Raw genomic sequence first — 24,840 nt, 5'->3', positions numbered from 1 at the left:
AACAAAAAAGGTAGACCGGAAAATCCCCTGTAATCCCGCCATCTGATCCGGTCAATCCACGTAGACTGCTCAGGATGCCCACATCCTGCAGCCCCGCTGCGACATGGAGAACAGGCGGAAACAGTCGTTTGCCTTGCCCAATCGATGCATGATGGAAAGTCTGGCCGATGGCATTGCAAGCGCCATGAGGAGATATCCAAGGTGCCAGAAACAAAGAATATCGATGTCGTGCTCGTCAATCCCGGCAGTCGGCAGGCCCTCCTGCCACATGGGCTCACCCGAGCCGCCAACCCGTCCATGCAGGGCATGACCAGGATCGAGCCACGGCGCAAGATCCTCGGAGACTGAACCCCGGCGGCGCCGCCTGGCACCGCCCATCCATTCAGCAGGGCCAACAGCACGGATAACGATAATGATCATCACCCGTACCCCTTTTCGCATGTCCTTCTTCGGCGGCGGCACCGACTATCCGGGCTGGTATGCCGAACATGGCGGGGCCGTCCTGGCCACCAGCATCGACAAGTACTGCTACATCACCTGCCGCTACCTGCCGCCGTTCTTTGAACACAAGCACCGCATCGTCCACTCCCTGATCGAGAACGTGCAGACGGTCGAGGAGATCAAGCACCCGGCCGTACGCGGCATCCTTGGCTGGACCGGCTGCGAGCGCGGCCTGGAAATCCACCACGACGGCGACCTGCCGGCGCGCTCCGGACTGGGCTCCAGCTCTTCCTTTACGGTAGGCATGCTGCATGCGCTGGCGGCGCTGGAAGGACGCTATGCGTCCAAGCAATACCTGGCCAGCACCGCCATCCATATCGAACAGAACGTCCTGGCCGAAAATGTGGGCTCGCAGGACCAGGTGTCGGCGGCCTATGGCGGCTTCAACATGATCGAATTCCATCGCAACGGCAGCTTCTCGGTCTCGCCGGTGGTCTTGCGGCAAGAACGTCTCAACGAGTTCCACAGCCACCTGATGCTGTGCTTCACCGGGTTTTCCCGCATTGCCTCGGAAGTGGCCAAATCGCAGATCGACAACCTCAAGCAGCGCCAGGCGCAGCTGCATCGCATGCGCGAGATGGTCGATGAAGCCATGGCCATCCTGCAAAGCGAGCATACCTCCATCGAGGAGCTGGGCAAGCTGCTGCACGAGAGCTGGCTGTGCAAGCGCTCGCTCTCCGACAAGGTCTCCACCAGCGAAATCGACTACCTGTACCAGGAAGCGATGCAGGCCGGCGCCATCGGCGGCAAGATCATGGGTGCGGGCGGCGGCGGCTTCCTGATGCTCTTCGTCAGGCCCGAACAACAGCCAGCCGTGCGCGAACGCCTGAAGCACCTGATCCATGTTCCCTTCAAGTTCGATGACGGCGGCACGCGCATCGTCATGTACAACCCCACTGGATTGAATTGATGACGCTTCCCACTCCCGCTGCGCTGCCGCCCGACATGCCCTCGCGCGACGCCTCCATCTTCGTGGCAGGACACGCCGGCCTGATCGGCTCGGCCATCCTGCGCGCATTGCAACAGGCCGGCTACCGCAAGCTGATCACCCGCACCCGCGCCCAGCTGGAGCTGCGCGACAAGCAGCAGGTCGACGCCTTCTTTGAAGCGGAACGTCCGGACTACGTCATGCTGGCCGCCGGCAAGGTCGGCGGCATCCTGGAAAACCAGAGCTTCCCGGCCGACTTCATCAACGCCAACCTGGCCATCTCGCTCAACGTGCTGGAGGCGGCCCATCGTTGCGGCGTCAAGCGCCTGGTGATGTTCGGCTCTTCCTGCATGTATCCGCGCGAAACGGCGCAGCCGATGGCCGAGACGGCGCTGCTGAGCGGCCACCCGGAACCGACCAGCCTGCCCTATGCCATCGCCAAGCTGGCCGGCGTGCAACTGTGCCTGGCCTACAACCGCCAGTACGGCCAGCAGCGCTTCATCCCGCTCATTCCCAACAGCGCCTACGGCCCCAATGACAACTTCGACCCCAAGTCGGGGCATGTACTGTCCTCGCTGATGGCGCGCTTCCATCAGGCCAAGCTGGATGGCGCCGAGGCCGTCACGCTGTGGGGCAGCGGCACGCCGCGGCGCGAATTCATCCACGCCGATGACATCGCCGCCGCCGCACTGCTGATGATGCGCGAGCAATTGCCTGCGCTCACGCTGCCCCTCAATGTCGGCTCGGGCAGCGACATTTCCATCCGCGAACTGGCCCAAGTCATCGCCGGTGTGGTCGGCTATGAAGGCCGCCTGGAATGGGACAGCAGCAAACCCGACGGCGCCCTGCGCAAGCTGCTCGACAGCAGCCTGATGCACCAGCAAGGCTGGCGCACCCAGGTCGGATTTGCCGAAGGACTGCGCGATACTTACGCCTGGTATGTGCAGAACAAGGCCGGCCGCGCCGTTTGACCGGCGCACGGGATGTCCCGACAACGACAAGCAATGCTCTCCCTCACCCTCGCATAACGGAACCGCATGATGAAATACCCACTGATGAGAAACAATATCCTGCGTGAAGACCTCGATGCCGTCATCGAGCATCTGCGCCAGGACGACCCCATCCTGACCAACGGACCGAACGTACGCGCCTTCGAGAAGGAATGGTCCGAATGGCTGGGTGTGAAGTACAGCGTCTTCGTCAACTCCGGCGCCTCGGCCAACCTGCTGAGCATGGCCGTGCTCAAGCTGCGCAACCCGGAAGGCGGCGAAGTCATCGTGCCGCCGCTGACCTGGATCTCCGACGTGGCCACGGTCATCCAGAACGGCTTCACGCCGGTCTTCGCCGACATCGATCCGCGCTCGCTGGCCATGGCCCCGGAGCAGATCCTGGCCAAGATCACCGAACGCACCCGCGCCGTGTTCCTGACCCATGTGCAGGGCTTCGACGGGCTCACCGACGAACTGCTGGCCGAGCTGGAACGCCGCAACATCCCGCTCATCGAAGACGTCTGCGAATCGCATGGCGCTACCCACAACGGCCAACGCCTGGGCAGCTTCGGCTGGATGTCGAACTTCTCCTTCTACTATGCCCACCACATGAGCACCATCGAGGGCGGCATGGTCTGCACCAACGACCCCGAGATCTACCAGCAGGTGCGCATGCTGCGCTCGCACGGCATGGTGCGCGAAGCGACCGATGACGACCTGAAGCTGGGCTATCGCCAGGACAATCCAGAGCTCAATCCAGACTTCATCTTTGCCTACCCGGCCTACAACGTGCGCAACACCGAAATCGGCGCCATCATGGGCCGCAGCCAGCTCAAGCGCCTGGACGCCAACTGCGCGCGCCGCACCACCAACATGATGCGTTTCCTGGGCCAGATCGACAGCCAGCGCTACCGCGTCGATTTCAAGACCGAGGGTTCCAGCAACTACGCCTTCAACCTGGTGCTGCGCGAGGCCGACGACGTCTTCGTCGAACGCCTCATGCAGACCATGCGCAGCAACGGCATCGAATTCCGCCGCGGCAGCGCCGGCGGTGGCAACCAGGTGCGCCAGCCCTACCTGAAGGGCATCGTGCCGGCCGACCACTACCTGCAATTCCCGCAGACCGAGCACATCCATTTCTACGGCTTCTACATCGGCAACTTCCCCGACCTGTCCGACGCCGAAGTGGATGACATCTGCCGCATCCTCAACGCGGTCTGAGCCATGACGATACAGTCCGCCGTCATCCTGGCCGGAGGTCTGGGCACCCGTCTGCGCAGCGCCGTCCCTGACCTGCCCAAGCCGATGGCGCCGATCGAGGGCCGCCCCTTCCTCGAATACCAGCTCGACTACTGGATCGCCCAGGGCATCGATCACTTCGTGCTGGCCGTGGGTTACCGGCACGAGGCCATCAGCGGGCACTTCGGCCAGCAGTACCGGGGCGCGCGACTGGACTACGTGGTCGAGGAAACGCCGCTGGGCACCGGCGGCGGCCTGCTGCTGGCGCTGCAGCGCTTGCCGGCGGACCAACGCTTCCTGCTGCTCAATGGCGATACCTACTTCGCCGTGCAGTTGCCGGCGCTGGAACAGTTTGCCCTGCAGCAGGACAGCGACTGGTGCTTCTCGCTGTTTCGCACCGGCCAGACCAGCCGTTACCTGGGCATGGGCGTGGCCGCCGATGGCCGCATCACCGAACTCAAATCCAGCCAGGATGGCGACGAATGCCTGGCCAATGGCGGCGTCTATTGCATCCATCCGCGCGCCCTGGCCAGCCTGGGTGTGCAGGCCGGCGATAGCACGTCGCTGGAAAACGATCTGTTCCCGCGCGCCTTCGCCGCCGGGCAGCGCATGGTGGGACTGGAATTCGACGGCAGCTTCATCGACATCGGCATCCCCGATGACTACCACCGCGCCGCCACCGTACTCAATGCAAAGGAGACCCCATGAGCTCGCCACTGCAACGCCTGCAACGCAACCTCGACGCCTCCATCCGCGCCAAGCAACAGCTCATGCAGGAGAGCGCCACCCTGGCCGTCTTCGACGCCGCCGTGGCCGCCACCATCGCTGCCTATCGCAATGGCCGCCGCATCTACATCGCCGGCAACGGCGGCTCGGCTGCCGATGCCCAGCACCTGGCGGCCGAGTTCGTCAGCAAGCTGGCGCGCGATCGTGCGCCCCTGCCAGCCGAAGCGCTGACCACCGACAGCTCCATCCTCACCGCCATCGGCAATGACTATGGCTACGAGCAGGTGTTTTCGCGCCAGTTGGCCGGCAAGGCGGTGGCTGGCGATATCTTCCTGGGCATCACCACCTCGGGACGCTCGCCCAATATCCTGCGCGCGCTGGAGCAATGCCGCGCCATGGGCGTGCCCAGCATCCTGTTTACCGGCCGCGATGGCGGACCGGCGCTGCCGCTGGCCGACCACGCCATCGTCGTCCCCGGCGAGGCCACCAGCACCATCCAGGAATTGCATATCGTACTGGCGCACACCCTCTGCGAGAGCGTGGAAGCGGCCCTCTTCGGCGAATGATCTTCAGCAAAGGACGATCCATCATGTCTTACCACATCCTCGTCACCGGCGGCGCCGGCTATCTCGGCTCCATCATGGTGCCGGCCCTGCTGGCCGCATCGCCGAACTGGTCAAGGGCTACACCATGACCAAGAACACCAAGTACGGCAATGTCTGAACCCGCACGCCCCTGCGTCTTCATCGATCGCGATGGCACGCTCAATGTCGAGAAGAACTACCTGCACCGCTACGAAGACTGGGAATGGATCCCGGGTTCGGTGGACATGCTCATGCAGCTGCATGCGGCGGGCTTCCTCAATATCGTGGTGACCAACCAGGCCGGCGTGGCGCGCGGCTACTACGACGAGCAAGCCATCCACCGCCTGCACGCCCAGGTCGACGCCGGCATGGGCGAGGCCGCCGGCTGCATCGACGCCTACTATCACTGTCCGCATCATCCCCAGCATGGCGACGTGCGTGACTGCGATTGCCGCAAACCCGCGCCCGGCATGCTCCTGCGCGCCCAGCGCGAATGGAACATCGACCTGTCGCGCTCATGGATGGTGGGCGACAAGCTCAGTGACATACAGGCCGGACTGGCCGTGGGCGCGCGCTGCGTGCTGGTGGCCACCGGCTATGGCCGTGAAGAACGGGACCACTGTCCCCCCGGCGTCCTGCTGGCCGACGATTTCGCCCGCGCGGGTGCGCTGATCCTGCGCGAATCCCGCCAGGCCAGCGCCGCCAGCGCCGCTCTTGCATGAGGTCAATGACGTGACGACTCCCACTCCCCGCATCCTGTTCATCTTCCTGGAGTTTCCCGACTGGCGCCTGGCGCGCAGCCTGGGCTATCCCACCCAGATGGGCGTGGAGCAAGCGCTGCGCCAGAGCGGCGCCGATGTGTTCAGCATTCCCAGCATGTTTCGCATGGACAACACCAGCCGCGGCAACTGGCTCTCCCGCTTGCGCCAGATGGTGGGCCAGCGGACCTATGACCAGGTCTGGATCGAACTGGTCCATGCGGACTACGACGAGCAGTTCCTGTCCTGGATCAGCAGCCTGGCGCCGGTGCGCCTGGGCTTTGTGATGGAGTCGCTGCAATACGAGCCCTATGTGTACGAGCTCGAACCCAAGCTCAAAGAACGCAAGGAGCGCGTGGTGCGGCGCCTGTCCTACATGACCCACGTGCTGCTGGCCGACGAACAGGACGCCACCGACCTGAACAAAGATGGTCAGGTCCAGGCCATGTGGTGGCCGCAGACGGTGCCGCGCGACAGTATCCAGGTCGCCTCCCGCGCGGCCCAGCCCTATGCGGTCTTCTACGGAGCGCTGTATGGCAAGCGGCAGAGCTGGCTCAAGCATCCGCAACTCGACGGCCTGCTGGTGCAGCCAGGCCCTTCGCTGGAATACCAGACCGAATTCCCGGCCCTGTTCGACCGTTTGCAAGCCCTCACCACCGAGGCGCTGGAACAGGGCCTGCAGGCCACGCCGGTGGTGCTGGAACGCTATCTGCAACTGCTGCGCACATTGCGCCAGGATATCTTCGCCCTGTGGCTGCGCAGCCTGCAGCAGGGCGTGGCGGTGGTGAACCTGCCTTCCTTCTTCCAGGGCTTCCCGGGTCGTGTCTACGAGGGCATGGCGGCCGGCAAGCCGGTCATCTCCTGCACCATCCCGGGCCGGCCGCGCACCAATGCCCTGTTCGCCGACGAGCAGGACATCCTGCTCTACGACCCCGAATCACCGGAACACCTGGCCCACCAGATCCGCCGCCTGCAGCAAGATCGCGCATTGGTGCAGCGACTGGTCGGCAATGCCCGCCACAAGCTGCTCACCCTGCATACGGCCGAGCTGCGGGTGAAGCAAATCCTGCGTTGGCTGGAAGACGGTGTCGAGACCGATTTCAGTCGTGTAGAGGCAGCATGAACTGCTACAATCGTTTGCACCTACGGCCAGCACGAGGATGTGAGCCGACCCAGGGCAGCGTCGCCGGAAAGCCCTTCCTTTTCAAGTTCTTCTCATAGGAACCATCGTGACAGCAGCAAGCTTCTTCATCAAACCGGGATATCGGGCCCGTACTCAACCGGAATACTATGCCGACGTCCACGATGACGGCACCATCTGGCAACCGGAGGTCTATCCGCTGGCGGCCACCCTGGCGCGCCAGTACGGTTGCCGCTACATCATCGATATCGGGTGTGGACGCGCGCGCAAGCTGTCGATGATGTACCCCGAGTTCCAGATCATCGGCATGGACTTCGGCAGCAACCTGGAGCACTGCCGCGCCCAATATCCGTTTGGCAACTGGGTCGAGGTGGACCTGGAAAACAGCGACGGCGTGCAATTCCCGCCCGAGGTGCTGCAAAACGCGGTGGTGATCAATTCGGACGTGATCGAGCACCTGGTCAACCCGACCCGCCTGATGGCCCTAATCCGCTCCTACCTGGTGCATGCCAAGGTCGCCGTGATCTCGACCCCGGAGCGTGATCTCGAACGCGGTACCCACGACATGGGGCCGCCAGCCAATCCCACCCACATCCGCGAATGGAACCTGGCCGAGCTGGAAACCATGCTCAGCAGCGAAGGCCTGCGTCCGGCCTATTGCGGCCTGACCATCAGCAACGACCGCGACATGCTGCGCAAGACCTCGCTGGCGGTGGTGCCGGGCTTGTCGCTGAACTCGTCGGCGGTGCGCGAGCTGGGATCGTTCTGCGAAAAATGGCTGGCTGCCTCTCCGGAGATGCGTGACGCCGGCAATGGACAGTACCTGCAGAACCTGGCCCAGCTGGAACGTGAGATGGCCTCGGCACAGTCGGCCGCACAGCCGCTGCTGGCGCCCATGAGCCCGCTGGAAATCGGCATGGAGCACATTGCCTCAGCCCGCTACGAGGAAGCCTTCAAGGTCCTCACGGAAGCCCTGCAGAACGATGGCGAGAATCCGGCGGTGGTGTTCCAGCTGGGTCGCCTGGCGGCCATCTGCAACATGCCCGAGGATGCCAAGGAATTGTTCTACCAGGCCACGCTGCGCGCGCCGGAAGTGGTCAAGGACATCTTCGATTTCTACCAGGAGCAGTTGGCGCGAGCCCGCGCCGGCCTGGAATGAAGACCACGCCATGGATGTGAAAAAAGGCTCCCGCGGGAGCCTTTTTCCATGGTGCCGACCGATACGACCGGCGCAGCGTAGTGCCATCCAGCTCAGCTATTGAAACGATGCTGCGCCGTCAGGCTCAGGCCGAAGTCTTCGTAGCCAGCCAGTTCCTTCAACGGCACCTGCTCGACCATGAGGGCGTCGCCCACCAGCTTGTCCTCGTAGTATTCGCCATCGAACAGTCCGGGGAAACGCATCATGGTCATGACCAGTTTTTCCAAGGGCCCCGGGCCCAGGTAATAGGCCCCGCCCATGGCCCAGTGCCGCCAGAAGGGCTTGCCATAGGAGATGGTGTTGAGAGACTTGTCTTGGCACTTGTTCCAGTGCCAATTGCGGTCATGGGTAGTGCCCGATACCGGCACACCCGCATACACATTCAGGGTATGCAACTGCTCCAGCAGTTGGCGCGCGCGCACCGGATCGAACAAGGTCTGGTCGTCGTCCACCTTGAGGATGCCGACGTTGCGACCCACGTTCTCGTAGACCCAGGTGCAGGCCGCCACGGTCTTGCGCGGCAGACCCTCGTAGTTGTCCGGCGCGGCCACCTGCACGGCGCGCGGATGGTTGATGGCCTCGGTATCGTGACCGGAGATGATCAGGCTTTCGATCCCCGCTTCCTCGTACTGACGCTGCAGGCTCAGGGCCTTCTGTTCGTACTTCTTGCAACTGATGATCAGGGCCAGGTTCTTGATGGTGGAGGCATTGGCGACCAGGTCGCGGTATTCGCGGATCAGGTCTTCGTTGTAGGGATTGAGCGCCACCGCGCGACGCGCATGGGCGACCGCGCCGGGCTTGTCGCCGCGCAGCTTGCTGACCTGCCCACGCTTGTACTCGAGCACCCACAGGAAACCTGAGGGGATATAGGGATTGTCCTGCTCGATACGGACGCACTCGCGCAGGATGCCATCGGCATTGAGCACGGTCGGGCGGATGTTGAGCAGCTCGGAGATGCGTTGATTGAAATCCATGATGGGCAAACGTTGACTAAGGATGTGAGGATCAGGGACTGGACGGATCAGAATCCCATCTGCTTGACGGTGATCTGCGCCTGCACCCGATAGATCAGGCGTTCGAAGGCGTCGGTCCAGTCACTGGTGAGATTCTTGAGCAGCAGGCTCTTGCCGGCCCGGGTGATGCGACGGCGCACATCGTCGTGATAGAGCACCATCTGCAGGTTCGAGGCCAGCAGCTCCATATTGCCCACCGGGTGCATCATGGCGTTGACGCCGTGCTTCAGGCCGATGTGGCGATAGGTCTCCAGGTCCGACAGGCAGATCGGGACTTCCAGCTCGAAGGCTTCCCAGATCGTCAGCGGCTGGGACTCGCTGGAACTGGCCAGCACATAGGCGTCCGCCGAGGCCAGGTAGCGCAGGGTTTCTTCGTTGGGCTGTTCGCCCAGGAAGCGGTAACGCTCCGGCAGCGCCTCAGCCAGCTTGCGCGCGCCATCGCCCAGCTGCAGGTACTTGCCGATGAAGATGCATTCGATCTCGGCACGCTGCGCGCTGCTCATGGCATTGACGGCCAGGATGGTGTCTTCCATGCGCTTGCGCGGTTCGATGGTGCCGATGCAGACGATGCGCTTCTTGTCCTTGGGCTTGGGCTGCAGATCCTGCTGGCGGTAGATGGCGTCGTTCCAGAACGGCAGCACATGCACCATGGCCGGACTGTCGAAGAGGAAGCTGCCATAGACGATGCGCTGGAACTCGGTCTGGAAGACGATGTGCGAGGCGCTCTTGAAACCCTGCGCCATCTGCGGATAACGCAGCAGCAGGTCACGGCCGACCTCGGCCTCATGCACCCACCAGATCACCGGGCAACGCGGCGCCAGCTCACCCACCAGCGAACCCGACAGGATGCAGTTGGACACAATCAGCTCAGGCTCGCCAGCCAGGTCCTTGACGATGGGAATGCCCAGCGCTTCGAACTGCTTCCTGATCTCGCCCTGGCCATCGATACGCGGCAAGACCGACACCTCGTGGTTCTGCACCAGCCGCTCGGCCAGGCGCAGCATGGCCGTGCTGGCGCCGGTGGTGTAGAACTCGTCGTTCAACAAAAGAATCTTCATGCAATGTCCAAAGAGGGCGCGACCGCAGGCCGGCCGCCTATCGCTTATTCGTAATGGCGCTGCGCCGTCACCCAAAGATTTCCCTGATGCAAAACACGCGCAGCAAGCCGCAATCTGCCATCTTAATGAGCCATGCAGGCCTCAAAGGGCGGAGCACACGCGCAAATGCCCTTCAGCTTCCTTTTTGACCACAAGCAGCCCGGCGGCGCCGGGGCTGCATGCTAGACTTTGCCTTTTCGGCAAGTCCACCAACCCCGCTACGCCATGAACATCGTCATCCTCGCTGCCGGCATGGGCAAACGCATGCAATCCTCCCTTCCCAAGGTCTTGCACCCGCTGGCCGGCAAGCCCCTGCTGGGGCACGTCATCGACACCGCCCGCGCGCTCGCACCGTCTCGCCTGTGCGTGATCTACGGCCACGGCGGCGACGCCGTGCCGCAGGCCTTTGCCGACGGCGACCTGGCCTTTGCCCGCCAGGAACCGCAGCTCGGCACCGGCCATGCCGTCATGCAGGCCCTGCCGCACCTGGAAGACGGCGCCGCCACCCTGGTGCTGTATGGCGATGTCCCGCTGACCACCGCCGCCTCCCTGCAAAGGCTGCTGGCTGCAGCCGGCCAGGACAAGCTGGGCGTGCTCACCGTGACGCTGGACGACCCCACCGGCTATGGCCGCATCGTGCGCGAGAACGGCAAGATCACCCGCATCGTCGAACAGAAGGACGCCAGCCCCGCCGAGCGTGCCATCACCGAAGTCAACACCGGCATCATCGTCGCCCCCACCGCCCGCCTGCGTGACTGGCTGGCCAAGCTGTCCAACGACAACGCCCAGGGCGAGTACTACCTCACCGACGTGATCGCCGCCGCCGTGGCCGATGGCGTGGACGTGGTCTCGGCCCAGCCCGACGACGTGGCCGAGACGCTGGGCGTGAACAGCAAGGTGCAACTGGCCGAGCTGGAGCGCGTGCACCAGCGCAACATCGCCACCGCCCTGCTGGAAGCCGGCGTGACCCTGGCCGACCCGGCCCGCATCGATGTGCGCGGCACGCTCGACTGCGGCCGCGATGTCAGCATCGACGTCAACTGCGTCTTCGAGGGTTGCGTGCGCATCGGCGAAGGCGCCAGCATCGGCCCCCACTGCGTCATCCGCAACGCCAGCATTGCCGCCGGCGCCAACATCAAGGCCTTCACCCACATCGAAGATGCGGTGGTCGGCGCGGGTGCGCAGGTCGGCCCGTATGCGCGCCTGCGCCCCGGCACCGAGCTGGCCGACGAGGTCCACATCGGCAACTTCGTCGAGGTCAAGAACAGCGTCATCGGACTGGGCAGCAAGGCCAATCACCTGGCCTACGTGGGCGATGCGGATGTGGGCAGCAAGGTCAATATCGGCGCAGGCGTGATCACCTGCAACTACGACGGCGCCAACAAATTCCGCACCACCATCGAGGACGAGGCCTTCATCGGCAGCGACAGCCAGCTGGTCGCACCGGTAGTCGTGGGCAAGGGCGCCACGCTGGGCGCAGGCACCACGCTGACCAAGGATGCCCCGGCTGGACAGCTGACGATCTCGCGTGCCAAGCAGCTGTCCCTGCCGGGATGGCAGCGGCCGGTGAAGATCAAGAAGTAAGGTCTGCGGCGGCAAGCCGCCTCAGCAGCTCAGCCTCGGTAGCTCAACTTCAGTAGCCCAGCTTCCGGAGTTCCGCGCCCATGGCGGCGCGGGCAATGATGCGCTCGAACTCATCGGCCCAGTCGCGGGTGAGGTTCTTCAACAGCAAACTCTTGCCCGCGCGCGCCAACTCTCGCGCCAGCGTGGGACGGGTCAGCAGCTGCTGCAGGTTGGCGCTCAACACCGCGGTCTGGCCGACCGGATGCATCAGCGCATTGCGGCCATGCTGCAGGCCGATGTGACCATAGGTTTCCAGGTCCGAGAGGCAGACCGGCACTTCCAGCTCGAAGGCTTCCCAGATGCTCAGCGGCTGCGACTCGCTATAGCTGGCCAGCACATAGGCATCGGCCGACGCCAGGTAGCGCAACACCTCGTCATTGGCCTGCTCCCCCAGGAAACGGTAGCGCTGCGGAGCCGCATCGGCGATCCGGCGCGCCTGCTCCGGCAATTCCAGGTACTTGCCGATGAAGACGCACTCCACCTCATCGCGCAAGGCGGGCGGCATCGCCTCCACCGCCAGCACGGTATCTTCCATGCGCTTGCGCGGCTCGATGGTGCCGATGCAGACGATGCGCTTGCCGCGCTTGGGCTTGGGGCTCAGGTCTTCCTGCCGATAGATGGCGTCATTCCAGAACGGCAGCACATGACAGCTCGCCGGGCTATCGAAGAGGAAGCTCTGGTAGACCTTCTGCTGATAGCTGGTCTGGAAGACGATCTGCGAGGCATGCTGGAAAGCCGGCGCCAGCGCCGGAAAGCGCAGGATCAGGTCGCGCCCCACCTCGGCCTCATGGATCCACCACACCACCGGCACCTTGGGCCCGGCCTCGGCCACATGCAGGCCAGCCATGAGCGTATTGGCCACCACCACATCCACTGTAGTGACGTTGTGGACGATGGGAATGCCCAGCGCCTCAAATTGTTTACGGATTTCTCCCTCGCCATCGCGGCGCGGCATCACCAGCACCTCATGCTGCTGAACCAGCCGCTCAGCCAGCCGCAGCATCGCAATGCTGGCGCCGGTAGTGTAGAACTCATCGTTGAGCAGGAGGATTTTCATGGGCAGGCAAAGAAGGCAAAGGTGAGAAGGATGAGGACAATGACAAACTCATGGCCCGGTCAGGGCAGACCGACAGCATAAGCCCGCCCACGCCAGCCAAAGGCCGAAGAACCACCGCAAACCCGGCCGATCTCGGCCCTTTGCATGCGCTGCGCACAGGCTGCAAGCCGTTCAACTGGCCGCGTCATCGATAGGAATAGCCGTCTCGAACTTGCTGCGATGGATGGAGAAATAACTGCGCACATTGCGCACATTGCGCTGCGAGGCAAACAGCCGGTGCGCCAGCGCATGATAGGACGGCATGTCCCGCACCAGCACCACCAGCACGAAATCCGGCCCCGGCGAGACCCGATAGCACTGCTGCACCGCCGGCTCATCGGCCACCAGCGCCTCGAAGGCCTGCTGCTCCTCCTCGCCCTGGCGGTCCAGCGTGATTTCCACCACCGCCGTGAGCGCCGCCGCCACCTTCTGCGCATCCAGCAGTGCCACCTGGCGCGCAATCACGCCCCCCTCAACCAGGCGCTTGACCCGCCGCAGGCAGGTCGGCGGCGAAGCATGCACCCGCGCAGCCAGCTCCTGGTTGGTCTGGCTGGCATCGGCCTGCAAGGCCTTCAGGATGCGGCGGTCGAGGTCGTCGAGTTCAAATGTCATCAGGATTAGCAATATTCATTCAAATATCCGTCTAATTTTAATGAATATTTCACGAGTTTTGATGCCAGCAATATTAATTCATTATCCATCATTTTTAGAAATCATATTTCACATCCCCTCGCCTAATATGCATGCACATTCTTTCACACGAGGTATTCCATGTGCGGCATCGTCGGCGCGGTTGCGCAGCAAAACGTCACCCCCATCCTGCTCGAAGGCTTGAAGCGCCTCGAGTATCGCGGCTATGACTCCTGCGGCGTAGCGCTGCACGTGGACGGCAAGCTGCAGCGTTCGCGCAGCACCTCGCGCGTGGCCGAACTGCAGCAGCAGATCGCGCAGAGCGGCCTGTCCGGCTTCACCGGCATCGCCCACACCCGCTGGGCCACGCACGGCGCGCCGGCCACGCACAACGCCCACCCGCACTTCTCGCGCGAGCGCATCGCGCTGGTCCACAACGGCATCATCGAGAACCACGACGAACTGCGCGCCGAATTGCAGGCCATCGGTTACGTCTTCGAGAGCCAGACCGACACCGAAGTCATCGCCCACCTGGTCGACCACATGTATGACGGCGACCTCTTCAACACCGTGCAGCAGGCCGTACGCCGCCTCACCGGCGCGTACGCCATTGCCGTCTTCTGCGCCGACGAACCGCACCGCGTCGTCGCCGCGCGCCAGGGCTCACCGCTGATCGTGGGCGTGGGCGAAGGCCAGAACTTCGTCGCCTCCGACGCCATGGCCCTGGCCGGCACCACCGACCAGATCATCTACCTGGAAGAAGGCGACGTCGTCGACCTGCAATTGCAGAAGGTCTGGATCGTCGACGCCGCCGGTCGCCCGGCCGAGCGCGAAGTGCGCACCGTGCAGGCCTACACCAGCGCGGTCGAACTCGGCCCCTACCAGCACTACATGCAAAAGGAAATCTTCGAGCAGCCGCGCGCCATCGCCGACACCCTCGAAGGCGTGGTCGGCATCATGCCCGAGCTCTTTGGCGACAAGGCCTACAAGGTCTTCAAGGAGATCGACTCGATCCTGATCCTGGCCTGCGGCACCAGCTACTACGCCGGCCTGACCGCCAAGTACTGGCTGGAATCGATCGCCAAGATCCCCGTCAACGTCGAGATCGCCAGCGAATACCGTTACCGCGACAGCGTGCCCAATCCGAAATCGCTGGTAGTGACCATCTCCCAGAGCGGCGAAACCGCCGACACCCTGGCCGCATTGAAGCATGCGCGCAGCCTGGGCATGCAGCACACGCTGACGATCTGCAACGTCGCCACCAGCGCCATGGTGCGCGAATGCGAACTGTCCTACATCACCCGCGCCGGCGTGGAAGTGGGCGTGGCCTCGACCAAGGCCTTCACGACGCAACTGGCCGCCCTCTTCCTGCTCACGCTGGCGCTGGCCCAGACCCGCGGCCTGCTGACCGAAGAACAGGAAGCCGAGCACCTCAAGGCCATGCGCCACCTGCCCGCGGCATTGCAGAGCGTGCTGGCGCTGGAGCCCTCCATCGTCGCCTGGGCCGAATCCTTCGCCCGCCGCGAGAACGCCCTCTTCCTGGGCCGTGGCCTGCATTACCCGATTGCCCTGGAAGGCGCGCTCAAGCTCAAGGAAATCACCTACATCCACGCCGAAGCCTATGCCGCCGGCGAACTGAAGCACGGCCCGCTGGCGCTGGTGACGGACCAGATGCCAGTGGTGACCATCGCGCCCAATGACGCGCTGGTGGAAAAGCTCAAGTCCAACATGCAGGAAGTGCGTGCGCGTGGTGGGCAGTTGTATGTGTTTGCGGATGGTGATTCGCACATCAGCTCGGCCGAGGGGCTGCATGTGATCCGTATGCCGGAGCACTATGGAGTGTTGTCACCGATCTTGCATGTGGTGCCGCTGCAGTTGCTGTCGTATCACACGGCGTTGGCTAGGGGGACGGATGTGGATAAGCCGCGGAATTTGGCTAAGTCGGTGACGGTGGAGTGAGGGGGGGCCATTTATCACTTTGTATTGTTAGTGACCAATGATTGCCCTACTCGCAGGCCCTAAATAACTCAATTTTGCTGGGGGTCTGACAGGCCCAAAGCCCAGCCCCCATCTGATAAATAGACTAATCATTGGTCACAAAAAAAGGACGAAAGTGAATGGAGAAAGTTACCCCATTCATTTTCGTCCTTTCTTCGCATTTAGTTTCATAAAAGCAACGTCCTTAAGGGTCCGTAGAACCGAGGGATTCGCCTCCCCCAGGCTCGCTCTGTCGGCTTCATAGCCGTAGATATCGGCAAGTGCCAGCGCGATGGCGCATGAGCGCGAGTACCCACCCTCGCAATGAACGACGATTGTCCTGATGTTCTGCGGCAGCGCCTCGACGAATGCCAGCACCGTCCCCGCCTGTTGCGCCGTGAATGCCGCCTTCAGCTTGGCTTGGCGCCTCTTAGTCATTTCTGCGCTGAGGAAGTCGACATCTGCGAAGCTGAGTCGCAGCACGTGCTCAAACGCTGCCAAGCTCGCCTGCAGCTTTTCAGGAGCCGTGACTGATATAACAGCCACAGAATCGACAAGAGGAATTTGCTCTGCTACCGAGCGCGGGACGGCCACAACTTGACGCACGGCGTTAGATGAGGGTCGAAAGATTCGCTCCAGGACTTGATGAAGAGGAATTGGCATGACACCTCCTATTGTCAGTCAGCACTGACAATAATATGTGGCAATACCTCATTTTTCCAGCAAAGATAGTCCCGAAGTTTCGTCCCCGAGGAGACTCTGAAGCGCCACCGAAAGCAAATCCTTAGAGTCAGCAAAAAACTCTAAGCTTGGGCTTCTAATAATCACCAATAGCCGAAGAAAGACAGGGAGAAAAATCTCTCCGCTGCTGACATGTTTAGATAGCGTCTTCTCAGTATGGCCGGAGCCCAGTGCCGTCAGCTTAGAAGTAATCTCATGCATTGTTATGAGAGGGCACTCTCGCCTCTCAGCCGCAATCACAAGCTGAGCACGCTCCTCCCACGTAACTTGCGTGGAAAAGACGTCCGCCCAGAGAGGGGGCACCTTACAGTCAGCTACGTACAATATCTGGAGAAACAAAGAGAGCCGCACGCGCCCCAAGGTCACGCGCGCAGCCAGCGCTTTTTCATCCTCTTTATAGCCCAGAACCGAAAGACCACTGACGAGCTTGGCATAACTGACATCCTTGCGGGCAAGAACGACACGCACAATTCGTGCTGTCAGGCCAACCCACGGCGAGTTGGATTCGCTCACAAATATCCTTGCAATTACAAATAGATTGACTAAGGTAAACGTAAGTTAAGACTGACATCCATATGAAGGTGGGTGAAATACCCACAATGACTGCAGCCTCAGGCACTGATGTTACTACGGCGCCTCATTGTAGGGAGAGATAGCACTGGTAGCTATAACCATACGACACCCCCAACTTACTCAAGTTGATTGGTCACCCAACACAGAAGGGAAATACAGCCGAAGTTATGGAGGACTCAATGGGGCATCAGCCATACAAGGGCGTAAGCACGCCACAGGACGCAGGCCAGAAAAAAAATAAAAAATATTTTTCCGCTCACCGCAAATGAGAGATAAGAGCACTTAGAACGAAGAAGCGAGAACTTAATGGCATTTATTGCAATATAAATAACTTTTTGGTATAGCGTGAAAAATGCCTTTTGTCACATGTCAAGAGGGGGGGCAGTTGGCAGCGCCGTTTACGTCGGGAACGCATTGCGCTTAATATGCCGACCTTCTATATCGTTGATTCTTTTCTGGAGCCACCCATGCGCAATCATTTTTCATCACGCAAATGACAATGGGGCCGTCACGATGGCAGTCGTGAAGCCCCATTAATTTGCATCAAAGAAAGTTTCCCGTGAGGAAGCACCGCCCATGACGCCTTTACACGCGCGGATAATCTCACGGGCGGCCAATTATGTCAAGCCATGTCGGCGGGTATCGTCACGTCCAGACATTGGCATCAAGGAAATGCCATGCGAGAGACTATCTGCGAAGCGGGCCGAACATGCCCGTATCCTAAGGCCTTATCCGGCCTACGCCCTCCTTTTCGCCCAGGCCGCGACACAACCCGGCTGCTTCCTCCAGCGTCATACTGCCGACGCAAAGTAGCTTTTCCAAAGCGGCTTCGCAATGGCGCAGACTGCATGGGCGGGCATCATGGCTAACAACCTCACGACCAGACCGACTTGGCCCCAGTCATCCCCATCGCCAGGAATGGCTGTCGTCGACCACCCGCGATACCCACTTTCGGACGTCCGACAGTGGGAGATGAGCGCACTCATGGTCGCACCAACCGCTATAGAGATGGCCAAAGAATTGACGCACCTTGGCGTGAAGGCAGACGTCATGATTCAGCCAAACGATGGTGGCGCCAACATCGTGGCTTTGCAGAACTACATGCGGACCTACTTTCCTCCAACGGAAGTGGTGTACTTCGCGATTGAGCTGCTTGCGTCCACCCATAGTTTCTTCCGAGCGAAGCAAATGGGCGACGAAGAGTTTCGGCGCTATCTGTTTTCGACCTTGATGACGCGAAAGAACAAGCGGGTACACGCCCTACCTGCCTGCATTCAAGAGGTTCCTGGCGGCGTCTTTGTCCTTTGCGGTCCATCGGGCGCGGGTAAGACTGCATTTTGGGTCCGATATGTTGCGCGACTGCCGAAGCCATTCGTTCTCAAGACATCCATGGAGCGTGGCCTAGAGTCGCTAGCAGGAATTTGGGTAATTCCCGTGGTTCATATTTCTTATCCGGTGTGCGGTACCGTCAAAGGGCTAGCTCGTGACTTGCGCGACCACTTCGTACGCATCATTGACGACGTCAGAAACGAAGAGGACGAATTCGACCACTTGCCTCCGTTGCCCGACATGCTTGCGGGCGAGCCGATGAACGCAGTAATTAATGCTTGCGTCTCACTGAACGTTGGCTTGTTCGTATTGGACGGTGCCGGCATACGTCACTCCAATACTCAGAGCTACGAAGTGCTGGAATTCCTGTTGAAGCTCCGAGAGAAAGGCGGCGTGCCAGTGGCGTTATCGTGCACAGCAGCCTTTCTCAAGAGCATCGAACATCTCGAGACAACATACGCCAACTTGACCAACTCGACGATGATTAATCTCGAGCCGATTCCTGCTCCCAGTCCAAAGCCTAGCCCTGGTGCGGACGGTAAGACACCGCCCGATTTTGATGTTTTTCGGCAAATGTGCCGAAACTGGTGGGCCGCCGGTTTGCTGGGTCGAAAGTCTACTATGCCCGACAAGTTGGAGTATTGGATTCACGAGATTACGCAGGGGAACAACCGCTTTACGGCGACCGCCCACTATGCAATCCAGAAGTACATCGCGACCAATTGCGCTGCGGCCCCTGAATCAAACACGCCCTACACCTTCAATACAGCTGCCCTCTCTCGAGACATCGTCGAAACAGTGATTAGACAAAGCCTCTTTGGAAGCAAAGGTGCGCTCACTGCCATTGCGACGGCGATGAACCTGCCAAGCTCAGATGAGCTTGGTGCTACACCTGTCATCTCGACCGACATCTTGAACTATGTTGACTATCTACCGACGTCTCAAATTCAGAAGCAACGTATCTCTGCATGGGTCACCCCTCAGCAAAACGCACCAAGGAAACGTAGAAAATAATGAAATCCATTAAGAACCCAGTCACTACGCGGAAGCCCATGTCGCCCCCCAAAAAGAAGGAAGCTATCAACTTCCTGGAACGCTATCTGAATGCTTTGACAGCAACGATGAGCGACCCTCAACCGATTTCTGAACTTCCGCCAAAGCAAAGCAAGACGGCCAGTGTGTACGGCGGTAGAAGAATTCCCAATTCTGCTTCCCGTATTCCCCCAAATAAAATCTTGACGCCTGTTCCGAATATCTACCGAGGCGTTCGCATCCGTCTGAAGCCAGCTTCGTCGGATAAGGATGAGCCATGACGACTATTCCCCCGCCCCTAGCGGTAGTGACAAGGATTGCACCCGGCGAAGACGTGAAACGATACGTCGAACGTACCGGCGAATGCTCCGGAATTCCGGCTCCGCTTGTCACGTCGAGGCGACTCTTGAGAAGGCCGCGCCCAGCCCAAGACGGCATGACTAATGGCCTTCTGGTTGCACACAATCTGCTCGGACACGCTATTGGTTCACTTGAGAAGCTAAAAACGGAGCACACTCTCTGGCCGATGTATTGCTGCGGGTTGCCTGAGGAAAAACATACGCTACAGTGGGAACGACTTCTTCGGCAGGGCTTTGGACCGGTTCGGTCTACGCGTGCACCAGTGTTGTTCAGCGTAGGAGAAGTGACAAATCACCAGTGTCCTGAGTGTGAGCAGGTCTCCCTGAAAGCCCTCTGGGGCGGGTTTACGTACTTCCACCGTCGCCTGGCAGTTCCCTATGCATCTGTGTGTCCTATCCACAAGATTGGAGTGCGCATCATAAATGAACAGCTGCGGCTGTACGACCAACGGTGCGCCGGTGAACCGAATGCATATCAGTTCGAGATGGCCTGGACTTTGTCACTGCACATGGAACACTGCCTCGACGACGCTCCGAGCACATCGAAGTTCAACAAAGTAGCGGCCATTGCTACCTTAAAGGCTGCAGGGTGGATTGACGCGAATGGCCGAATCCACTTGCAGGTGCTCGTGGCGACGTTTATTAAATTCTTCGAAGGTGCCTTCGCCGACGCACGGCTTGCGCTGCTCTGCCAATCTGAAGAGCACATTACCAATGCGCTGAGGTCCCTACTCCGAACAGACCGCGGAGTCTATCCGGTTTGGTGTGTGTTGTTCGTGTGGTTCGCGGAGCAATGCCAGTGCAACCTGCTGAAGATGATTCGCCCATCACTCCCTCCACCGGGAACTGAGCCGCCCACATCCTTGGAAGTGAAGATGGCCCTTGACACGCACGGCACTCTGAAAGCTGCGGCGAATGCGCTCAAGGTGTCCAGGCAGACATTAGCCGCACTTTGTAGACGCTTCGGCGTGGACTTTAGTCCGCGTCCAAAGAAAGTTGATGCCAACCTGCGGCAAGAAATCCACCAGGCACTAACGGTCGGCATGCCTGCGGAAGAAGTAGTTATACGCTATGGCATCTCCTTGACCACTCTCTACAGGGAGCTGAAGGCCTGGCCGGAGCTACTTCTTCCTGGCAAGCAAAAACGACTTGCCCACATTGAGAAGGCTCGATTGAAGTGGATGGCACTTCAGGACGAACATCCAGGGGTGGCTGACACAACACTCAGGAAGTTGGAGCCGGCGGCGTGGTCGGTTCTGTATAGAAATGACCGCGCGTGGCTCGCGGCACGACGTCATAGCGATATTGAGAAAACACCACGCAAACCGAAGCAATACCAGTCCGACCTTCTGAATATGTTGAATTCCTCGCTATCGGATGCTGCTCAACTCTGTGCCGATGAAGACTTGGCACCGGGTCGCAAGTCCGATTACAGCCTGCGGAAAATAGCGGGAATCACGGAGAGTCAGTACCAGGTCATGACCAGCAAAGGATTGATTGCAGACTACAGGGAATCTCGCACTGAGTACATCGAGCGACGTCTGGCATTTGCCAAGCGGAAGGGAACCGACTCCGCCATGCCGGACTGGCGGCTCGCCAAGGCCGCAGGCCTGCGTAAGACCACGATTGAACGGCACATCAAGAGCACGGGCAAGTAACAAGAAAAGGTGAGGATAGTTGAAAGTTTCGAATCGCCGGCCACGGTCAGCAGTTATTCAGATTGGTATCGAGCAGGACATAGGTAGTTATGGCGTACAGCAGTTGTACTTTTTGGCGCAGAGCAAGTTAGAGCATGTGCTGTTCCTTCAGGGCCATAGCGGCAATAAATTGCGTTGGCTCTTTCCCAGCAACCTAACAGCCCTGCTAGCTCGCCCTGAAATTAGGACGCCACCAATGGAGCGAGTGCTGGAGGAGCACACACGGCTTCCGCTTTATCGGCCCTTCATCCCCAGCGAACTGGTGAAGAAGTTGACAAAGCACCACATCGGAAATCGCGTCAGAAGAATGACTGCATATGTTTCTCCTATCGGCTCAATGACCGAAACACAGTTCGGGATTTGCACTGAATGCGTGAAGGAGGATTACAGGTCACCAGGATATCCAATTAGCCGGAGACTGTTTTTCGTTCCAGGGGTGTTGGCGTGCCCGAAGCACAAATGTGGGCTGATGACGTTTTGCAAGGGATGCCAGAAGAAGCGCTACTTCAACCTGCTTCCTCAGTACATGGTTCCTGGACTGGTATGCCCTTGCGAGAAACCGCTCGAAGAAATGGCCAACTTAGATGAGGCGGGATTAGAAGCGGCAGTGGCAATAGCAGAGATGGCCATTCTTCTACTCAAAGGGCTTGGGCCGAAAAATCTCTCCGCCAGACAACTCAGAAGGACGATTTCCAAGGCGTATTCATTTAGCGAAGAAATTCCTGGACCTTTGAAAGCAGTTCAGCTCAGAAACACCTTTGAACAAGCTCTTAGCAAGGAGATTCGGCGGCACCTGCGCATAACCCAAGCAACGATGGTTCGGTTTATTACCGAAGGTCGAGACTTGGTACGCAATCCAATTCAGTCAATAGCGGCAATTTATGCGGTCTTTGGAAGTTTTGAGAATTACTCGAAGTGCGCCGAAGAGAATCAACCGAACGCTCGCTATCAATTGAGCTATGTACATCAGCCATTTGTTCGGATGCGGCCACTGAAACCGCACGTCAACCCAATTAAAAAAGCTGAGTTCTTTGATTGGGTGCATTCCATGACTCCGACTGAGCGAGAGAATTTCAAGCTGGAAGCACGAACGTGGATGAAAAAACTGATGCAAAGGAGGCCCGAAGTCACGAGGAAAATCTTCCATCACCGCATAGGGGATAGCCCCGAACTCCGATACCTACGCTGGTTTGACAGAGATTGGCTAGAACTGCAGTTCGGCGCGGCAGACAGGAAACCACCTAAGTGGGGCATCGATACGGTTGATATCGAGAAAGTCATAAAGAACGTTCAGAAACTGAGCAAGCACCTTAAAAAGGCGAGTCCTCAATTGAGGGTCTTTGCAACCAGTCTGAGGGGCGAGATTCCGGTTTCTTCATTTCAACGGCTTCTGCTGAAGAGTCCTGCACTTCAAACAGCGGTGGCTAGTGAGATTGACACGGACGAGAGTTGGCGAGAGCGGACCACCTTATACCTCACGAATGAAGTGAAAAGATTCAAACCTAGCTCGAAGTGGGCCCAGCGAAGCACCTTCGACAACGCGACATTCGCTGCTTTTCGAGCAAAGATTGTCCTAGCGGGAATTTCTATTCGACAGCATAGGCAGAAACTGGAGAACCGAAAATGAGTGCGGCGCACGATAAGGCGTACGAAAAGAAGTTGCGGGAGGCCTACATGAAAATGCTGATGGCAATGGGGAAAAATCGATTTCCAGCGCCATTTCATGGGGATACGTCTCATCTTCCTTGCTCACCCGCCGACGCGGCGCGGATTGCGCTTACTGGGGAGTTGAGCTCCGTCCTTCGGCCGTCTCATCCAGAAAACCCCACTGGCTTCAACCTCGAAGCCCAATTGGGGCGGTTCGTCCTCTCCTCGAAAAATTCGGTACCTGAATTTGACCCACGAGGCCATCCAAGCGCCGAATCCTATGAAGCATGGAGGAAAGCAAACCACAGTCGTATTGGGATTCCCAGCAACACATACAGCATCAAGGGGCGAGGAATGGTGGCCTGCCTCTCCGACCTAGAGCGGCGATTCCTGAGCTACTGCGAAATGAATCCCATGGTCTTGGAAATTCGTAGCCAATACCCTGAATGGGATAGGAAAAAAAGTGCGTCCGCCCTGGCTTCAGACGAAAAATTACTGGAAACAGACATTATGACCATCGATTTCGTTTTGACATTGCAGAGCCCGCATACGAACAAAGTTCGATACCACGCCGTCTCCTGCAAAACCTACAAAGAGCTGTATTTGCCGAAAACAATTCGCCGTCATGCCCGAGAGGTTGAGTTTCTCCGCCTGTGGGGTTGCACGCATCAAATCGTTACCGAGTTCTTCTTCAGCAAATACCAAGACGTCAATAATCAGCGGCTACTGCAGTTCATGCTCCATACGAAGAACATCTACGAGCTCATTCCGGCCGCATACAAGTTTGCATCGCTGATTCGTCGCGCAAAAGGCTCAGGAAGCCTGGACGAGCTGATTGCTTGGGCCGCTAAGCAGCTCGGTCTCGCACTTGACGCCGGCTACACGCTCCTCGGCGTCGCACACTATGTCGGCTTCATGGTCTGCGACCACTCCAAAGAGCTGCTTCCAGAAACCCAACTAGATTTTAATGAAGAGAACCGACGCTTCCTTCCTAGAATCGACCTCAACTTGATATCTGGAGCTACTAATGACGACGAATGACCTCCCCTCTTTCTGCAGCCCTATGGTTTTGATACATCCGGAAACATCGTGCTCGACTGTATATCGTGTCCTCTATAGGGACGAGGAGAATCTCCACTTGATGGCTATTGGAAGAATTGAGCCTGGCCGCCGAAAATATCTGGCCATTGCTCTATCGGGGAAGGCTCGCCCTCCCATCGTACGTTTCTCGATGACTCACGTTGAGTCAGAAATGCTGAAAGGCACCTTTCGCCTCCAACGTCATGTAGGCGTTTCGAATGAGATGGGGATTGACCGCGGTCCCGCACGAAGTGAACTGCTTGAAAAACGCTTGTGCTACGTCTACGAAGTCCTCAACAAAATCGGCCCCATGGCATTCACGCGTTCCCCCGCAGCTAAGGGAACTTGCGAGGAAGTAGCCTGGCGACATAACGTCTCCAGCGAAACGGTTCGCAAGTGGGTCGATACCTATGCTTACTACGGCGGCCATCCCAATGCGCTCATGACCCGACAGGGGAACTTCACTTCAGCTTCGACCACCCCCAACTCTAAACGCAGAAAGAAAAAGGATACGCCGGGCCAGGTATCTCTGTTGCGCAATGACTCGCCGTTCAACAGTGTCCTCGGGCGGGTGCTTCGTCACACCCGAGCTAAAGAGAGGCGTATCGCCCTCGTCCAGAACTGGGGAGATGACAATGAGATTTGACAACGCCCATACAAAGGATGGACGGGCATCCCTTGTAAAGCAAGGCGCGACGAAGTCAGTCCGCGACCGAATTCGCGGATGTTACTCCTACGGCATCTCGGTCATGCCGGTTTCTGAGCTTCAGAATCTGCGGAAACGTTGGAGGAATCAGTCATGAGCGCCAATTATAAGATTACACATCACGTCGCTGCGCAACGGGCCGCTCTTCATATCTCGGTCGCCTGGCTCCGCAGGAA

Annotated in this window: 23 protein-coding genes; 16 read left to right on the top strand and 7 right to left on the bottom strand. The window is 59.4% G+C overall.

Translation table 11 applies throughout. The features are described 5' to 3' along the window. Positions 1-69 precede the first annotated feature (69 nt). Entirely contained in the window at positions 70-420 is a 351-nt protein-coding gene (locus tag BGK68_RS27380; protein ID WP_143432988.1) for a hypothetical protein, read from the bottom strand. On the opposite strand from BGK68_RS27380, the gene BGK68_RS08205 reads away from it, so the two are divergent. The 8 genes from BGK68_RS08205 (at position 413) to BGK68_RS08170 (ending at position 8,025) form a co-directional block, all read left to right on the top strand. Next, positions 413-1,411 (top strand): GHMP family kinase ATP-binding protein, encoded by a 999-nt coding sequence (locus BGK68_RS08205; RefSeq protein WP_075256695.1) that lies wholly within the window; start codon positions 413-415, stop codon positions 1,409-1,411. The two genes, BGK68_RS27380 and BGK68_RS08205, sit on opposite strands and share 8 nt — an antisense overlap. Continuing rightward, on the top strand, positions 1,411-2,400 hold the full coding sequence (locus BGK68_RS08200; RefSeq protein ID WP_083657761.1) for a GDP-L-fucose synthase family protein: 990 nt from the start codon (positions 1,411-1,413) through the stop codon (positions 2,398-2,400). Before BGK68_RS08205 ends, BGK68_RS08200 begins: the two co-directional genes overlap by 1 nt. An 84-nt stretch (positions 2,401-2,484) precedes the next feature. Next, positions 2,485-3,639, top strand: a complete 1,155-nt coding sequence (locus BGK68_RS08195; RefSeq protein WP_233149260.1) for a DegT/DnrJ/EryC1/StrS family aminotransferase — start codon at positions 2,485-2,487, stop codon at positions 3,637-3,639. Positions 3,640-3,642: 3 nt separating this feature from the next. Then, positions 3,643-4,365, top strand: a complete 723-nt coding sequence (locus BGK68_RS08190) for a sugar phosphate nucleotidyltransferase (RefSeq protein WP_075256693.1) — start codon at positions 3,643-3,645, stop codon at positions 4,363-4,365. Beyond that, positions 4,362-4,949: a D-sedoheptulose-7-phosphate isomerase gene (locus BGK68_RS08185; protein WP_075256692.1), complete on the top strand. Its 588-nt coding sequence runs from the start codon at positions 4,362-4,364 to the stop codon at positions 4,947-4,949. The genes BGK68_RS08190 and BGK68_RS08185 overlap by 4 nt, the downstream gene beginning before the upstream one ends. A gap of 149 nt (positions 4,950-5,098) precedes the next feature. Beyond that, positions 5,099-5,689 (top strand): D-glycero-beta-D-manno-heptose 1,7-bisphosphate 7-phosphatase, encoded by a 591-nt coding sequence (gene gmhB, locus BGK68_RS08180; protein ID WP_075256691.1) that lies wholly within the window; start codon positions 5,099-5,101, stop codon positions 5,687-5,689. Between the two features lie 10 nt (positions 5,690-5,699). Further along, entirely contained in the window at positions 5,700-6,848 is a 1,149-nt protein-coding gene (locus tag BGK68_RS08175) for a glycosyltransferase (protein ID WP_143432987.1), read from the top strand. 106 nt (positions 6,849-6,954) lie between these two features. Further along, a complete protein-coding gene (locus BGK68_RS08170) occupies positions 6,955-8,025 on the top strand; it encodes a class I SAM-dependent methyltransferase (protein ID WP_075256689.1) in 1,071 nt (356 codons plus the stop codon). Between the two features lie 92 nt (positions 8,026-8,117). Here BGK68_RS08170 and BGK68_RS08165 read toward each other — a convergent pair whose 3' ends face one another. Together BGK68_RS08165 and BGK68_RS08160 are read right to left on the bottom strand one after the other, a co-directional pair. Beyond that, positions 8,118-9,038, bottom strand: coding sequence for a hypothetical protein (locus BGK68_RS08165; protein ID WP_233149259.1), 921 nt, complete (start codon positions 9,036-9,038; stop codon positions 8,118-8,120). Between the two features lie 47 nt (positions 9,039-9,085). Continuing rightward, positions 9,086-10,135: a glycosyltransferase family 4 protein gene (locus tag BGK68_RS08160; protein WP_075256687.1), complete on the bottom strand. Its 1,050-nt coding sequence runs from the start codon at positions 10,133-10,135 to the stop codon at positions 9,086-9,088. 264 nt (positions 10,136-10,399) lie between these two features. On the opposite strand from BGK68_RS08160, the gene glmU reads away from it, so the two are divergent. Continuing rightward, a complete protein-coding gene (gene glmU / locus BGK68_RS08155) occupies positions 10,400-11,758 on the top strand; it encodes a bifunctional UDP-N-acetylglucosamine diphosphorylase/glucosamine-1-phosphate N-acetyltransferase GlmU (RefSeq protein WP_075256686.1) in 1,359 nt (452 codons plus the stop codon). A gap of 49 nt (positions 11,759-11,807) precedes the next feature. Here the strand turns inward: glmU and BGK68_RS08150 are convergent, their stop codons facing one another. Beyond that, a complete protein-coding gene (locus tag BGK68_RS08150) occupies positions 11,808-12,854 on the bottom strand; it encodes a glycosyltransferase family 4 protein (protein WP_075256685.1) in 1,047 nt (348 codons plus the stop codon). 171 nt (positions 12,855-13,025) lie between these two features. Continuing rightward, on the bottom strand, positions 13,026-13,505 hold the full coding sequence (locus BGK68_RS08145) for an Lrp/AsnC family transcriptional regulator (protein ID WP_069375136.1): 480 nt from the start codon (positions 13,503-13,505) through the stop codon (positions 13,026-13,028). 159 nt (positions 13,506-13,664) lie between these two features. On the opposite strand from BGK68_RS08145, the gene glmS reads away from it, so the two are divergent. Beyond that, complete coding sequence (gene glmS / locus BGK68_RS08140; RefSeq protein WP_075256684.1) at positions 13,665-15,482, top strand: glutamine--fructose-6-phosphate transaminase (isomerizing); 1,818 nt, start codon at positions 13,665-13,667, stop codon at positions 15,480-15,482. A 177-nt stretch (positions 15,483-15,659) separates the two neighbouring features. Here glmS and BGK68_RS08135 read toward each other — a convergent pair whose 3' ends face one another. Together BGK68_RS08135 and BGK68_RS08130 are read right to left on the bottom strand one after the other, a co-directional pair. Further along, positions 15,660-16,163: a dual specificity protein phosphatase family protein gene (locus BGK68_RS08135; protein WP_075256683.1), complete on the bottom strand. Its 504-nt coding sequence runs from the start codon at positions 16,161-16,163 to the stop codon at positions 15,660-15,662. Positions 16,164-16,211: 48 nt separating this feature from the next. Next, positions 16,212-16,754 (bottom strand): DUF6471 domain-containing protein, encoded by a 543-nt coding sequence (locus BGK68_RS08130; protein ID WP_075256682.1) that lies wholly within the window; start codon positions 16,752-16,754, stop codon positions 16,212-16,214. 1,032 nt (positions 16,755-17,786) lie between these two features. On the opposite strand from BGK68_RS08130, the gene BGK68_RS08125 reads away from it, so the two are divergent. The 6 genes from BGK68_RS08125 to BGK68_RS27370 all read left to right on the top strand — a co-directional run bounded on the left by BGK68_RS08125 (position 17,787) and on the right by BGK68_RS27370 (position 24,604). Further along, complete coding sequence (locus tag BGK68_RS08125; protein WP_233149258.1) at positions 17,787-19,157, top strand: ATP-binding protein; 1,371 nt, start codon at positions 17,787-17,789, stop codon at positions 19,155-19,157. 38 nt (positions 19,158-19,195) lie between these two features. Beyond that, positions 19,196-19,456 carry a hypothetical protein gene (locus BGK68_RS27375; RefSeq protein WP_143432986.1) on the top strand — a complete coding sequence of 87 codons (261 nt, stop codon included), beginning with the start codon at positions 19,196-19,198 and terminating at the stop codon, positions 19,454-19,456. Between the two features lie 488 nt (positions 19,457-19,944). Beyond that, entirely contained in the window at positions 19,945-21,192 is a 1,248-nt protein-coding gene (locus tag BGK68_RS08120) for a TnsD family Tn7-like transposition protein (RefSeq protein WP_158035431.1), read from the top strand. 19 nt (positions 21,193-21,211) lie between these two features. After that, positions 21,212-22,858, top strand: a complete 1,647-nt coding sequence (locus tag BGK68_RS08115; protein WP_075256679.1) for a TniQ family protein — start codon at positions 21,212-21,214, stop codon at positions 22,856-22,858. Beyond that, positions 22,855-23,919, top strand: coding sequence for a PDDEXK family nuclease (locus BGK68_RS08110; protein WP_075256678.1), 1,065 nt, complete (start codon positions 22,855-22,857; stop codon positions 23,917-23,919). The genes BGK68_RS08115 and BGK68_RS08110 overlap by 4 nt, the downstream gene beginning before the upstream one ends. 97 nt (positions 23,920-24,016) lie before the next feature. Beyond that, a complete protein-coding gene (locus BGK68_RS27370) occupies positions 24,017-24,604 on the top strand; it encodes a hypothetical protein (RefSeq protein ID WP_143432985.1) in 588 nt (195 codons plus the stop codon). Positions 24,605-24,840: the final 236 nt, after the last annotated feature.

The sequence above is a fragment of the Herbaspirillum camelliae genome (assembly GCF_001929405.1).
In the GTDB taxonomy this organism is placed as follows: Bacteria; Pseudomonadota; Gammaproteobacteria; order Burkholderiales; family Burkholderiaceae_D; genus Herbaspirillum; species Herbaspirillum seropedicae.
This window is presented reverse-complemented; position numbering and strand designations above follow the sequence as displayed.